The organism is Paraburkholderia sp. (assembly GCF_028283785.1).
Classification (GTDB): domain Bacteria; phylum Pseudomonadota; class Gammaproteobacteria; order Burkholderiales; family Burkholderiaceae; genus Paraburkholderia.
In genome coordinates, this window is the sequence record NZ_JAPWKB010000019.1 from 1,401,906 (window position 1) to 1,415,870 (window position 13,965).

13 protein-coding genes and 1 pseudogene are annotated in these 13,965 nt (G+C 63.4%); 4 read left to right on the forward strand and 10 right to left on the reverse strand.

All coding sequences use genetic code 11. The annotated features are described in order from the left end of the window. The first annotated feature begins 104 nt into the window (after positions 1-104). The 3 genes from PW947_RS28450 to PW947_RS28460 all read left to right on the forward strand — a co-directional run bounded on the left by PW947_RS28450 (position 105) and on the right by PW947_RS28460 (position 2,332). Positions 105-419 carry a PsiF family protein gene (locus tag PW947_RS28450; RefSeq protein WP_299635695.1) on the forward strand — a complete coding sequence of 105 codons (315 nt, stop codon included), beginning with the start codon at positions 105-107 and terminating at the stop codon, positions 417-419. 371 nt (positions 420-790) lie between these two features. Continuing rightward, entirely contained in the window at positions 791-1,240 is a 450-nt protein-coding gene (locus PW947_RS28455; protein ID WP_299635696.1) for a hypothetical protein, read from the forward strand. A 498-nt stretch (positions 1,241-1,738) separates the two neighbouring features. Then, positions 1,739-2,332 carry a YSC84-related protein gene (locus tag PW947_RS28460; protein ID WP_299635697.1) on the forward strand — a complete coding sequence of 198 codons (594 nt, stop codon included), beginning with the start codon at positions 1,739-1,741 and terminating at the stop codon, positions 2,330-2,332. A gap of 202 nt (positions 2,333-2,534) precedes the next feature. Here the strand turns inward: PW947_RS28460 and PW947_RS28465 are convergent, their stop codons facing one another. The 10 genes and pseudogenes from PW947_RS28465 to mltG form a co-directional block, all read right to left on the reverse strand. Beyond that, complete coding sequence (locus tag PW947_RS28465) at positions 2,535-3,602, reverse strand: glycosyltransferase family 4 protein (protein ID WP_299635698.1); 1,068 nt, start codon at positions 3,600-3,602, stop codon at positions 2,535-2,537. 506 nt (positions 3,603-4,108) lie between these two features. Beyond that, positions 4,109-5,497: pseudogene (otsA, locus tag PW947_RS28470) on the reverse strand (alpha,alpha-trehalose-phosphate synthase (UDP-forming)); the annotation flags it as partial. 99 nt (positions 5,498-5,596) lie between these two features. Next, positions 5,597-6,889 carry a mechanosensitive ion channel domain-containing protein gene (locus PW947_RS28475; protein ID WP_299635700.1) on the reverse strand — a complete coding sequence of 431 codons (1,293 nt, stop codon included), beginning with the start codon at positions 6,887-6,889 and terminating at the stop codon, positions 5,597-5,599. Between the two features lie 425 nt (positions 6,890-7,314). After that, complete coding sequence (locus PW947_RS28480) at positions 7,315-7,677, reverse strand: Rap1a/Tai family immunity protein (protein ID WP_299635701.1); 363 nt, start codon at positions 7,675-7,677, stop codon at positions 7,315-7,317. A 153-nt stretch (positions 7,678-7,830) separates the two neighbouring features. Then, positions 7,831-8,577 (reverse strand): ankyrin repeat domain-containing protein, encoded by a 747-nt coding sequence (locus PW947_RS28485; RefSeq protein ID WP_299635702.1) that lies wholly within the window; start codon positions 8,575-8,577, stop codon positions 7,831-7,833. A 51-nt stretch (positions 8,578-8,628) separates the two neighbouring features. Beyond that, positions 8,629-9,420 carry a TatD family hydrolase gene (locus tag PW947_RS28490; RefSeq protein WP_299635703.1) on the reverse strand — a complete coding sequence of 264 codons (792 nt, stop codon included), beginning with the start codon at positions 9,418-9,420 and terminating at the stop codon, positions 8,629-8,631. A gap of 60 nt (positions 9,421-9,480) precedes the next feature. After that, a complete protein-coding gene (locus PW947_RS28495) occupies positions 9,481-9,996 on the reverse strand; it encodes a GNAT family N-acetyltransferase (RefSeq protein WP_299635704.1) in 516 nt (171 codons plus the stop codon). 68 nt (positions 9,997-10,064) lie between these two features. Beyond that, positions 10,065-11,099 (reverse strand): DNA polymerase III subunit delta', encoded by a 1,035-nt coding sequence (locus PW947_RS28500; RefSeq protein WP_299635705.1) that lies wholly within the window; start codon positions 11,097-11,099, stop codon positions 10,065-10,067. A 17-nt stretch (positions 11,100-11,116) separates the two neighbouring features. Beyond that, entirely contained in the window at positions 11,117-11,737 is a 621-nt protein-coding gene (gene tmk, locus PW947_RS28505; RefSeq protein ID WP_299636072.1) for a dTMP kinase, read from the reverse strand. Continuing rightward, complete coding sequence (gene mltG / locus PW947_RS28510) at positions 11,737-12,747, reverse strand: endolytic transglycosylase MltG (RefSeq protein ID WP_299635706.1); 1,011 nt, start codon at positions 12,745-12,747, stop codon at positions 11,737-11,739. Before mltG ends, tmk begins: the two co-directional genes overlap by 1 nt. A gap of 78 nt (positions 12,748-12,825) precedes the next feature. Here mltG and PW947_RS28515 point away from each other — a divergent pair, with 78 nt between their 5' ends. Then, entirely contained in the window at positions 12,826-13,899 is a 1,074-nt protein-coding gene (locus PW947_RS28515) for a folate-binding protein (RefSeq protein ID WP_299635707.1), read from the forward strand. The last annotated feature ends 66 nt before the right edge of the window (positions 13,900-13,965 follow it).

A 13,965-nucleotide genomic window follows, 5' to 3' on the forward strand; every position in this document is an offset into this window, starting at 1 on the left:
CGCCCGGTTGAGCAACGCATTTCCACCGTGCACGTTCAATGTGCATTTTCACCGAGTTTTCAACGTTCTCAACGCTCTTAACGTTCTCACCGATGGAGTTTCCGATGAAGATCCACACTGCCAAGGCCGCAAAATCCGCCCTCGCCGCACTCACGCTGGGCGCGTTGCTCGCCGCACCGTTGTCGTCCGCATTCGCGGACAACAGCCAGCAATCGAAAATGACCGTGTGTAACAAGCAGGCGGCCGACAAGAAGGGCGACGATCGCAAGGCGTTCATGAAAACCTGTCTGTCTTCGACACCGGCCGCCGCGCCGATGACGCAGCAGGACAAGATGAAGGCCTGCAACGTTCAGGCGACCGACAAGAAAGGCGACGACCGCAAGGCGTTTATGAAGACCTGCCTGAGCAACAAGGGCTGAGCGTCGATCCATCGGGTCCGGCATGTCGGGTAGCACACGACGTGCCGGACAGCAGATCCGTGGGGCGGTCCCGCGCCCCGCTTTAGATTCGAGTTTTAGATTCGAGTTTTAGATTCGCGCTTCAGGTCCGCGCTTTAGGCGCACGCAGTCGATCCACGCTTCAATCCACGCGCTTTCCACGCTTCGGCGCGATCCGCGACACCCACCCCTTCCAGCTTGCCCCGCGCCCGCTACGCCGCGCCAATGCGATCCGCCGTCGGCCGGATTTTTCTTCTATGATGGCTGCGGAGACGGCCCACCCCACACAAAAATATGCGCCATCGGGCCGCCGTCTTGTCGTTGATGCCGCAGTGCATTGAACGGAGGCAAGGATGGCATGGAGACACAAGAACCGCTGGTTCAGGCGGTGGCTCGTCACGATCGTGTTCTGGATGGTGCCCGTGGCAATCGTCGCGGTGCGGGAGATCCAGGAAGAAATGGCGTACAACTCGCTCGATCTGCAAACCGCCCTGACCACGTGGACTCTCACCGACGCGCAACGCGCCGCCGGCGACGCGCCGCGCTGTCACGGCGTCCCGGACGATGCGCGCGCCGCCGGTTGTCCCGCCGACGTCCTCGCGGCCAATGCGCCGCGTCAGCAGGACGCCGTCAAACTCTACGCAGACCGCCGGAGCACGCTTGCCGGGTATTTGTGGCACGCGTTCGTCGGTTATTGGGTCGTGCCGGCGGCGACGCTGCTCGGCATCGGCATTGTGCTGGGCGGCGTCCGACGCGCATTGCGTCGCCCGCCGCCGCCGGCCAAACATCCTCAACAACATTGAAAACGCACCGGATTTTCCGTCGCCGGGAGGCGCCGCGCGTGTGCACATCGGACGCACGTTTCGAACGCTTGTGTCACGCTAACGCTCACGGCAGGACGAGGCACACGAATTGCTGGGTTGGCATTGATCGGACCGGATGCGGTCCCGGAGCCAGGCTTGCAACGCGGTTTCACGGGCCGCCCGCTCGCCGGTCGAATCGGTAAAAATGGGGTGATTTTGCGGGACCGGCATCGCATACTGTTTGAGGCGGTGCAGGTCGTGCAGTGCGGTTGGATGGGGTCGAATGGCCGTACCACACGCGCTCGAATACCGTCGGACACGAAATATGCGCTCGGTCAAAATTTCCTGAAGGTTTTGCCTGACCAGCCGCAAAGCCCCGTACGATAAGGGTTTCACCGCTTGTCGAAATTACTCGTCAGGCGTCCGTATGATATAACTGATCAGGCAACCCGGCATAAAAGGTGAGGTTGCGCCCAAGAACCACGATGGAGAAGAACGATGCAAAGACGAAACTTCCTTCTGAAGAGTAGCGCGGCACTGGCTTTCGGTGGGCTTACACTTGCCGGTTGTACGACGACCACGAGTAGCGATCATTCCGCGACCAACACGTCGGATTCCTCGAAGCGCCAGTCGATCGACTCGAACGTCGATACGACCATGTCGCGTCTCTTCACGACGGTGAAGGGTTCGCGCGAGCTGGTGTCGAAGGCGCGTGGCGTCCTCGTGTTCCCGTCGGTGCTGCAAGTCGGCTTTATCGTCGGCGGGCAGTATGGCGAAGGTTCGCTGAAGGTGGGCGGCGGCACGGTCGGCTACTACAGCACGATCTCGGGCTCGTTCGGCTTCCAGGCCGGCGCGCAGTCCAAAGCCATCATCTTCCTGTTCATGACGCAGGACGCGCTCGACAAATTCCGCAATTCCGACGGCTGGTCGGTGGGCGGCGACGCATCGGTCGCGGTCGTGAAGATGGGCGCGAACGGCGCGATCGACACCACCACTGCCACGGCGCCGGTCGAAGTGTTCGTGATGACGAACGCCGGTCTGATGGGCGATCTGTCGCTGTCGGGCACCAAGGTGTCGCGTCTGAAGATCTGAAGTCACGCATCACGCGATGCGCAGGCGCCGGGCCTGCCTGCGATCGCGGTCCGTTGTCATGCTGCCGGTTCGGTCCGGGCCATTCGGCTCGGGCAGAACCGGGCCTTTTCGGCATGACGACAAAAAAAACGGCGATGCGCAAGCATCGCCGTTTTGTTTTGCGCGCCGTCTTCGCAGCACGCGCGTTTCACGCAGCCAGCAATTAGTTCGCCGACGTATCGATCACCTTGAAGCGCGAGCGTTTCTGCGCGCGAATCACCGACTGATAGACGTCCACATATTGCTCGGCCATCCGGCGCGACGTGAAGCGCTCCTCGAAGCGCCGACGCACGCCCGCACGCGACAGCTTGCTCAGGCGGTTCACCGCTGCGACCGCGCCGATTTCATCCTCGACGATAAAGCCGGTGATGCCGTCGTCCAGCACTTCCGGAACGGAACCGCGATTGAACGCGATCACAGGCGTGCCGCACGCCATCGCCTCGATCATCACGAGCCCAAACGGCTCCGGCCAGTCGATCGGAAACACCAGCGCATGCGCGCCCGACAAAAATTCGGCCTTCTGATCGTCGGCGATTTCACCGATAAACTCGACATGCGGCAAATCCAGCAACGGCCGGATATCGCGTTCGAAATATTCGAGGTCGGCGCTATCGACTTTCGCCGCAATCCGGATCGGCAAGCCGCACCGCCCGGCAATCCGGATCGCGGTATCGACGCGCTTTTCCGGCGAAATCCGGCCCAGAAACGCGAGGTAGCGCGGCTCGACGGGTTGCGGCGTATAGAGCTGATCCGGCAGACCGTGATAGACCGTGCGCAGCCATTTCGCCTGCGGCAACGGATGGCGCTGCGAATTCGAAATGGAGATCACCGGCGCGGTGCCGAAGGTATCGAACACCGGCTGCTGTTCGGGCAGATCGAGACGACCGTGCAAGGTCGTGACGAACGGCGTGTCCTGACGGTTGAATACCGAAAACGAGTAGTAGTCCATGTGGAAATGGAGCACATCGAATTCTTCGGCTTTGCGCCGCACCAGTTCCATCAGCAGCATGTGCGGGGCGATGCGGTCGCGAATGCCGGGGTCGAGGCGCAGCGCGCGCGGCCAGACCGCTTCGAGTTTTGCGTTTGTCACCGAATCGCCGCTGGCGAAGAGCGTGACGTCGTGGCCAAGATCGACCAGCGCTTCCGTGATGTAGGACACGACGCGCTCCGTGCCGCCATACAGCTTCGGCGGCACCGATTCGGTCAAGGGGGCGATCTGCGCAATTCTCATCGAATGTCTCCGGAAACGACCGCATCAAGCGACGGGCCCGACCTGGCCGCGCGCTATGTGGGTGCCGATGTTTGGGGCACGAGTATGCCAGCGCGGGTAAAGCCGGGCAATTCGGCGACGCCCTGATAACGGATAACGCGATTGCCGTCATCGGACGGGCCGACCCTGCAAACCATTATCAAACATCGATTCGCCGCGCGCGCCCAGGCTTTCAATTCCTGAGCGCTGTTACACACGGGAAACATCCGGCCCGCCGCCTGCCGCGCGGGTTAGGTGTGCTTGCCGCCCTTGTCCGCCGCGCGAGTCTTGCCGGTTTTCGTCGATTTGTCCGCGCCGTTGCCGTTCCTGGCTTTGACGGCTTTGTCGGGTTTTTCGGCTGGTTTTTCGGCCGACTTATCAGCGGCTTTTTCGGCACGCTCGACCTTCGCCGCCTTGTCCGCGCCGCTCTTCGACGCCCCCGCCTGCCTGACCGGCGTATCCGACGGCAACGGTTCGCGATTCGCGGTCTTGCGCGCCGGAATGCTGCGCAGATCGCGCAGGAACGAATCGCGCCACACGCCGAGGTCGTTGGTGCGCAGCGCCTTCATATTGATCTCGTGACGCCGCTGACGCGCATCGAGCGGCATCGACAGCGCGCGCTGCAACGCCTCGCACATGCCGACCGCGTCGTGCGGGTTCACCAGCAACGCGCCGGTCAGTTCCTGCGCCGCACCCGCGAACGTGGACAGCACCAGCACGCCGGGATCGTCCGGATTCTGCGCGGCGACGTATTCCTTCGCGACCAGATTCATCCCGTCATGCAGCGGCGTGACAAAGCCAATTTGCGATTCGCGAAACAGCGACATCAGTTTCCAGCGGTCGTACTGCTGGTTCAGATAACGGATCGGTGTGTAGTCCAGACCGGAATAACGGCCGTTGATGCGCCCCGCTTCGCCTTCGAGGTCTTGCCGGATCTTCTGGTAGGTGGCGACGTCGGACCGCGTGGGCGGCGCGATCTGCACCAGCGTGACATTGCCGCGCCACTCGGGCGAGCGCTCCAGCAGATGTTCGAACGCCCGGAAACGCTCGACCAGTCCCTTCGAATAATCGAGCCGGTCGACGCTCATGATCAGCTTGCGTCCTTCGAGGCTCTGCTTCAGTTCCATCACGTGCTGACGGCTTTCGTAGCGCTGCGCCTGCTCGGCGATTTCGTCCGGAAACACGCCGATCCGGTACACGCCCGTGCGCAGCTTGCGCCCAAACCCTTCGGCCAGATGCTTGTCGCGATCCACGGTGCCGCGCGCGTGCCGCGCCAGATAATCCTGAAACGCTTCTTCGTCGGTGGTGGTCTGAAAGCCGATCAGGTCGTAGCAGCACAACGACTTGACCAGTTCCTCGTGCGGCGGGATGTTCAGCAGGATTTGCGGCGCCGGAAACGGAATGTGCAGGAAAAACCCGATCCGGTTCGTCACGCCTTCCGCGCGCAACGCCTCGGCGAACGGGATCAGGTGATAGTCGTGGACCCAGATCACGTCGTCCGGTTGCAGCAGCTTGACCAGCTTGTGCGCGAGCCATGCGTTGACGCGCCGGTAACCCGCGTATTCGTCGCGCTCATAGCGCGCGAGATCGTTGCGGTAGTGAAAAACCGGCCACAGCGTGGCGTTCGAAAAACCGCGGTAGTACTGGTCGTAGTCCTTGCGCGTGAGGCCGACCGTGGCAAACGTCACCGCGCCCTCCTCGACCAGCGTCGGTCCTGCGTTCGCGACGGTTTCGCTGACGACGTCGCCGCTCCAGCCGAACCACACGCCGCCCGCATCCTTCAACGCGCCGAACACCCCCACGGCGAGACCGCCCGCCGAGCCCTTGGTCTCGGTGGGTGTGGCAACGCGGTTCGATACGACGATCAGTCGGCCCATCTGTGTGCTCCTCCGTAGTTTTATGCGATTGCGTCGGCGTGACGCGTCGTGCTGTTGCACGGCGCGTGCCGCACATTGCGCGACACTACGCCGGCAGACTCAGTTCGACCGTGCTGGGGCCTCATCAGTTGCAAACTCGACCGTCTGGCCCGCGTCATTCCGCGTGGCAGACCCTTTTTCCTCCAGCGGCTGCGCCCGCGCGCCCCGGCTCGCGACCGGATCGGCTTCCGTGTGCGCGGCCGTGCTGCCGGCCGGCGCCTGCGCCCCACGCGGCACCCAGTCGAGCGGACCGGTGCCGGTCTTGCCGGTTTCCAGTTCCGCCGACACCTCGGCGCGCGCACGCGGCAGATACTGCGGATAGTGTCGCTGGATAAACTCCAGCAAGCCTTCGCGGACGCGGCATCGCAAGTCCCAGTTCAAGCCCGAGTCCTGCGAACTGACCAGCGCGCGCAGCTGCATCGCCCGGTCGGTGCCGTCGGTGACCTGCAGCACCTGCACGCGGCCGTCCCACTCGGGCGCGGCTTCGACGATGCGTGCCAGTTCCTCGCGCAGCGGCGCCATCGGCATCCGGTAATCGACGAACAGAAACACCGTGCCGATGATCTGCGAGCTGCTGCGCGTCCAGTTCGAAAATGGATTCTCGATAAACCATTGCAGCGGCACGATCAGCCGCCGCTGGTCCCACAGCCGCACCGACACGTACGTGCCGGTGATTTCCTCGATGCGTCCCCACTCGCTTTCGATCACGACGACGTCGTCGAGGCGGATCGGTTGCGACAGCGCGATCTGCAAACCGGCGATCAGATTGCCGAGCACCGGCCGCGCGGCGATACCGGCGACCAGACCGGCTACACCCGCCGACGCCAGCAGACTCGCGCCGATCTGCCTGACGTTCGGAAACGTCATCAGCGCGCCGCCGATCCCGATGATCACGATCACCACCATCACCGAGCGCGCCAGCACCCGCGCCTGGGTGTGAATCCGGCGCGCCTGAAGGTTGTCGGCGGTATCGAGCGGGTGCGCCTGGATAATCGCCTCGCCGATCGCCGCCGCCGAGCGCACCGAGAACCACGTAATTGCGCCGATCAGCGCGACCGCCGCCATATCGCGCAGCGTCGAAATGAACTTGAGGTGATCCGGCGCTTCCCAGAGCACCGCCTCGATCACGAGAATCACGAATACCGCGAGCGTCGAACGATCGACGTAGTGCAGGATCGTCGCCGTCAACGGGAACGGTCGCGCGATCCGCTTGACGATGCGCGCACCGACCCGATGCACCATCACCGCCAGCGCGACCACGATCGCCATCACGATCAGGGCGGCGATCCAGTTATGTAAAGGGGCGTCGGTGAACCGGTCGAAAAAACGGTAGAGGTCGTCCAGGTTGGGCATGGCGTGCTCCGGGGCGGCGTCCTGTATTGCAGGGCTGGGGAATCGGACCGGCGGGCATGGCGCCACGCTGCGCGAACTGCGCCACCGGGAAGTCTGGCCGAACGGCGCTGCTGCCGTCGAAGCCTCGAGATGCCGTACTGTGCCGTACCGGCTTGCCGCGTCACGTCGGGCGACGCGCGTATTGAGTGGCCGGCAACGCGATAAACGCAATAAAACCGGCACGATTGAACGACGATGAAACCGCGAAAAAGCGACAAAGCCGTTACAACGGGCAATCCGGACGCACGATCCGGAAGGCGATCTGAAAAGTCGGAACAATGGATCGAAAACGGGTTGAACTCGCGGCGAGCGCCGCGAGTTCAACACAACCTGCATTCAGGCTACATCAGTCAATATCATCGCGCAGCGACTTCCGCGCGCCGCGCTCAGTCCTTGTCGGGCACCTTGCACGGATACGCCTTCTGCAAACCCAGCGAGATCGCGGTGCTCGCGTTGAACACTTCGACGCCGGGATTGTTCGCGATGTATTTGCGAACCGCGTCGGTGAGCTGCTCGGCGGTGGCGTCGGTCGGCAGGCAGAAATACTGGCCAATCCGCGGACCCGTGGTACCGCCGATCGCGTCGATCGTGTTGTAGATCGCGTCGGCCCCGCCTTCGACGTACGACGCGCACGAGACGCGCGACACCACGTCGGTTTTCGTGCAAAGCTTTTTGAGGTCGCCGGCCGTAAAAGCGGCGGCCGACAGCGGTATGGCAAGCGCGCTGGCGCAAATCAAAGCCCGCAACATTGTTATTCCTTCCAGTAATCGAAGCGGTTATCAGGCGGTCTCACGCCGCGTCCACCGGTGCGCCGCGCGCAGCGCACCGAAATCATTATTTTGCACTGTTTTGCGAAGCAGGATGGCGCCGGCCGTGCACGCGAAGCCACGGCGGCACGTCGCTCACTTCGGCTGCTGCGTTTGTTGCATCTGCTGCATCCGTGCGGTCAAGCCTTCGACCGCATCGACTTCCTTGTACTGTTTCGCGAAGTCGATGGCGTTCATGCCGATCTGGTTCTTCACCGACAGATCCGCGCCGTTGTCGAGCAACAGCTTGATGGTCGACATATGACCGCCGCGCGACGCCATCATCAGCGGCGTCGTGCCGTTCGGCGAACCGGCGTCGACATACGCGGAATGGTCGAGCAGCAACGCGACGACGTCGTCGTGACCGTTGGCGGCCGCGTAATGCAGCGGTGCCCAGCCCTTCTTGTTCACTTCGGCGTCTTTCGCAATCAGCAGTTTGACGAAGTCGACGTCGCCGTTCAGTGCGGCCAGCATCATTGCGTTCTCACCGGCCTTGTCGGTGATTTCGAGGTCGGTCTTCGGGTTCGCGGCCAGTGCCGCGCCGACCTTATCCGATTTCTCGCGCGCGGCCAGCACCAGCAGCGGAATGCCCTGATCGTCCTTCAGATTCGGATCCATGCCGCGCGACAACTGCTTGTTGACTTCATTGATGTCGTCGAACTTGACGGCCTTGATCATCGTATCGGCCGGCGCTGCGTGCGCCGGCACCGCAGCGAGCGCCGCCCAGCCGAGACCGGCGAGCACCACCACGCGCGCAGCCAGCGACGTGAACCGGCGATGCGCCGCACCCACGGTATTGCGATTGAAAAACGACGGTTGCAGCGGAATCGAACGATGGTTCATAACGGGCTTCGGGACGCGTCCCTATCCTTTTGAATAGTGGTCTGACAGCGATCAGGCACGCGCGGGCGCCGGAATCCTGAACAGACGGAAGAAATTGTCGGTCGTCGCGGCGGCGAGCGCCTCATCGGGCATCTCGCGTTGCTGTGCGATGAAGCGTCCGACATAACTTACGTACGCAGGTTCATTAGGCTTGCCCCGATACGGAACTGGCGCAAGGTAGGGCGAATCCGTTTCGATCAGCAAACGCTCCAGCGGCACCCGGCGCGCCACGTCCTGCACGTCCGTTGCGCTTTTGAACGTGACAATGCCCGACAGCGAAATGTAAAAATTTTGTGCCAGCGCCTGCTCGGCAATCGCCCACGGTTCGGTAAAACAATGCATCACGCCGCCCGGTTCGCTCGCGCGTTCCTCGGCCATGATCCGCAGCGTGTCTTCGGACGACGCGCGCGTGTGGATGATCAACGGCTTGCCGGTCGCGTGCGCGGCACGGATATGCGTGCGAAAGCGCTCGCGCTGCCATTCCATATCGGCGATCGAGCGTCCTTCGAGACGGTAATAGTCGAGACCGGTTTCGCCGATCGCCACGACTTTCGGATGCCCGGCCAGTTCGACCAGTTCCGCGACGCTCGGCTCGCGCATGTCTTCGTGATCCGGATGCACGCCCACCGACGCATACACGTTGTCGTACCGATTCGCGACGTCGAGCACCGACGGCAGCGTTTCCAGATCGACGCTGACGCACAGCGCGTGCGTGACCGAATGACTGCGCATGTTCTCGATCACCTGCGGCAGGCGGTCGGCGAGTCCTTCGAAGTTGATATGGCAATGCGAGTCGACAAACATGATCGTGTCCTGCGGTGAATCCGGTGTTGAAAGAAGTGCGACGGTGCGCGATAAACCTGGCTAGCTTGCGGCGACCGGCTTGTGCAGTCGCAGGCCGAGAATCACGAGATCGCGCTCGACGCCGTCGAGCACCGCGACGCGCGGCAGCGTGCCCCACACATCGAAGCCGAAACCGCGGAACAGCCGCAGGCTCGGTTCGTTGTGGCCGAACACGAAACCGAGCACGGTATCGATGCCCAACCCCGGCGCGACATCCAGCGACGCCTTCAGCAACTGCTTGCCCAGGCCCTTGCCACGCGCGTTTTCGTGCAGATAGATACTGACTTCGGCGGTACGCAGATAGGCCGGACGGCCGTAGAAATCGGAAAAGCTCAGCCACGCGACGATCTCGCCGCCTTCTTCGATCACCCACAGCGGACGTTTGTTCGGACCGTGCGCATGGAACCATGCGAGACGGCTCTCGACCGTCACCGGTTCCAGGTCTGCCGTGACCTGGCGCGACGAAACGGTCGAGTTGTAGATGGCGACGATTGCAGGCAGATCGTCGAGCGTGGCATCGCGATACGTCAGGCTCATGGTGTCGGGCAGCGTGTGAATGAGTAAAAATCAGACGACGCCTGCGTGGCAGGCGCCGCGCAACGGGCTCACGCGAACAGGTCGCGATAGCCGATAAACAGTTCTTCGAAAACCAGCCGCGCGTTCAGCGGATGGTTTTCGACCGCGCGCTGACGCGTCACGGTCTTGCTGAAACGGTTGAACGCATTGGCGTCGAGTTTTTCCGCGCAGCGCGCGAGCGAGGTTGCCGCCTGCGGAAAATAGCGCGGCGCGCCGGCCGTGCGCTGCGCCAGCAGATCGTACAGCCAGCGTTGCAGCCAGCCGAGCACCAGCGGCACCGGCAGCTTTTGCAACGCTTCGCCGCATGCGAATGCGTCGCACGCGGCGCCGGCCGCGAGTTGCTTCAGCGTCCAGTCGCGCAGCGCGCGGTTGTCGTCGCTGGCGAGCGCGAGCGCGGCGAGCGGTGCGCCGCCGGCTTCGGCCAGCAACGCCGGCGCATCGGCGACGCCCTGCTTCGCCAGCCATTGCACCGCCGATTCCGGCTCGGGCAAGGCCATCGGCCATTTGCGGCAGCGGCTGATGATGGTGGGCAGCAACCGGTCGATCCGCGCCGACACCATCAGGAACACCACGCCCGCGGGCGGTTCTTCGAGCGTTTTCAGCAGCGCATTGGCGGCCGCGACGTTTAGCGCCTCGGCCGGATACAGCACGACGACCCGCGCGCCGCCGCGATGCGAACCCACGCCGACGAAATCCAGCAGTCCGCGCACCTGTTCGATCTTGATTTCCTTGCTCGGCGCGCGCGTTTTCTTCGCGTCGTCGGCGTCGGCCTTGTCGGCTTTTTCGTCGGCGGCGGCGTTCAGGCCGGCTTCCGCCGCGAGCGCCTCGGGCACCACGATCCGGTAATCCGGGTGATTGCCCTGCGCGAACCACGTGCACGCCTTGCACGCGCCGCACGGCTGGCCGTCAGGCAACCCCGCTTCGCACAGCAGACCTTGCGCCAGATGCTGCGCAAAGCGCAGCTTGCCGATGCCCGCCTGGCCGTACAGCAACAGCGCATGCGGCCAGTGCCCGCGCAATTGCTGAAGGCGGCTCCAATCGTCGGCTTGCCACGGATAAATCATCGTTTCTCTTTTAAAAATCAAAGTATTGCGATCAGGCTCTCGAGCTGCTTCTGGATCGCCGCGATGGTTTGCGACGAATCCATGATAGCGAAGCGGTACGGCGCCTCTTCGGCGCGACGCAGATATTCGGCGCGCGTGCGGGTGAAAAATGCATCGGATTCGCTTTCGAAGCGGTCCGGGTCGCGCGCCGCCGACCGGCGTTCGCTGGCGGTGTCGGGCGCCAGATCGAACAGCACCGTCATGTCGGGCTGAAACCCGCCCTGCACCCAACGCTCCAGCGCTTCGAGCTTGTCGCGCGGCAGCCCGCGCCCGCCGCCCTGATAGGCGAACGTCGCGTCTGTGAAACGGTCGGACAGCACCCAGTCGCCGCGCGCCAGCGCCGGTTCGATGACTTGTGCCAGATGCTCGCGACGCGCGGCGAACATCACCAGCGCTTCGGTTTCGAGGTCCATCTTCTGATGCAGCACGATATCGCGCAACGCCTCGCCCAGCGGCGTGCCGCCCGGTTCGCGCGTCATCACGACGGTGCGCCCCGAAGGCGCGACCTTGCGTTCGAGCTGATCGCGAAACCACGCGAGGTGCGTGGTCTTGCCCGCACCGTCGATGCCCTCGAACGTGATGAATTTGCCCCGCGCCATCATTGCCCTCGAATATATTTGTCGACGGCCTTGTTGTGATCGCCGAGTGTGTCAGAAAAAATGCTGCTGCCGTCGCCGCGCGACACGAAGTACAACGCGGGCGACTGCGCCGGATTGAGCGCCGCCTGCAGCGACGCGACGCCGGGCAGCGCGATGGGCGTCGGCGGCAGGCCCATCCGCGTGTAGGTATTGTAAGGAGTGTCCGTCTGCAGATCTCGCTTCTTCAGATGGCCGGTGTAGGTCTCGCCCATCCCGTAGATCACGGTGGGATCGGTTTGCAGCGGCATGTTCACACGCAAACGGTTCAGAAACACGGCCGCCACCATCGGACGATCCGACGCTTTGCCGGTTTCTTTTTCGATGATCGACGCCATCGTCAGCGCGTCGTACGGGGTCTTATACGGCAGATTGGCCGTGCGCGCTGACCAGGCTTCGTCGAGGCGCAGCTTCATCAGACGGTACGCGCGCCGGTAGACGTCGAGGTCGCTGGTATTTTTGTCGAACAGATACGTGTCCGGGAAAAACAGCCCTTCGCCATTGGCCAGCGACGCTTCCGGCGCGCCGATCGCGTTCAGCAGATCGGCGTCGGTCATGCCGGCCGTATCGTGTTTGAGCGCGGGATTCGCGTCCAGTTCGGCGCGCATCCGGCGAAACGTCCAGCCTTCGATGATGGTCGCGACGTATTCGTTGACGTCGCCGCGCGCGATTTTCTGCAACACGTCGTACGGCGTGATGCCTTGCTTGAATTCGTAATTGCCGGATTTGAGCTGGCTTTGCAGCCCGAGCAGCCGCGTCATGATGACGAACAGTTCCGGCTCGAGCGGCACGCCGCCGCGATTCAACTGCGCGGTGACGCTGCGCAAACTGCTGTGCGGCTTGACCGTGACGTCGAGTTGCGCGACGTTCAGTGCAATGGGTGAGGTGGCCCAGTAATAGCCGCCGACCACGGCGGCAGCCGCCAGTGCGACGACCGTCGAACCGGCGATGAGACATTTTTTCAAAAGGGACATGCGGAACATGGCTGGGATGGACCCCATATAATACTTGCTTGCCTCCGCTAAAGTCAGAATTGACTGTACTTCAAATCCATGACTGCCCCGCTCGCTTCCCCTTCCGGCAACGCTCCGGCGTCCGTTTCGACGCCCGCTGCCGACGCACCCGCCGCGCTGCCGCGTCCGTCGCGCGATGAATTTGCCGCTGTGTTCGCGCATGGCGCGTATATGCCGCTCACGCAGTTCGGTGTGATCGACGCGACCGGCGACGACGCCGCCAGCTTCCTGCACGGCCAGTTGACCAACGACACCCAGCATCTCGACGCCGCCAGCGCGCGGCTGGCGGGCTATTGCTCGGCGAAGGGCCGTCTGCTCGCATCGTTCCTGACGTGGCGCAGCGGCGAAACGATCCGTCTGCTGCTGTCGAAAGACGTGCAGGCGGCGGTGCAAAAACGCCTGTCGATGTTCGTGCTGCGCGCCAAAGCCAAACTGACCGACGCGTCCGGCGAACTCGCCGTGGTCGCGCTGGCCGGTTCCGCCGTCGATCTCCGCGCGGCGCTGTCCACCGCGTTCGACGCGTTGCCCGATGCCGTCCACGTCAAAATCGACGGTCCGGCGGGCACGCTGATCCGCGTGCCGGACGCGTTCGGACGGCTGCGCTATCTGTGGGTCGGTCCGAAAGCCGAAGTCGAGTCGCACTTCGCCGCGCTCGACGCGAAGCTCAAGCGCGTGTCGCCGGCCGTCTGGGACTGGCTCGACATTCGCGCGGGCGAACCGCGCATCACGCAGGCCGTCGTCGAGCAGTTCGTGCCGCAGATGGTCAATTACGACGTGCTCGGCGCGGTAAATTTCCGCAAGGGCTGCTATCCGGGTCAGGAAGTGGTCGCGCGCAGCCAGTATCGCGGCACGATCAAGCGGCGCACGTCGCTCGCGAACGTCGCGGGCGAACCGGACACGGTGAAACCGGGCGCGGAACTGTTCCATTCGGACGATCTGGGCCAACCGTGCGGGATGATCGTGAACGCAGCGGCGGCAGCCGAAGGCGGCGTCGATGTGCTGGTCGAGATCAAGCTCGCCGCGCTCGAAACCGGCAGCGTCCATCTCGGTTCGGCCGAAGGCGCGGCGCTGGCGTTTCTGGCGTTGCCTTATTCGTTGCCGACGGAAGTCTGATCGCGTCTGAATGATCCGGGCGCGGCGCGATGCTGTGGCGTCGTGCTTCAGCGTGGCGCATGAGCC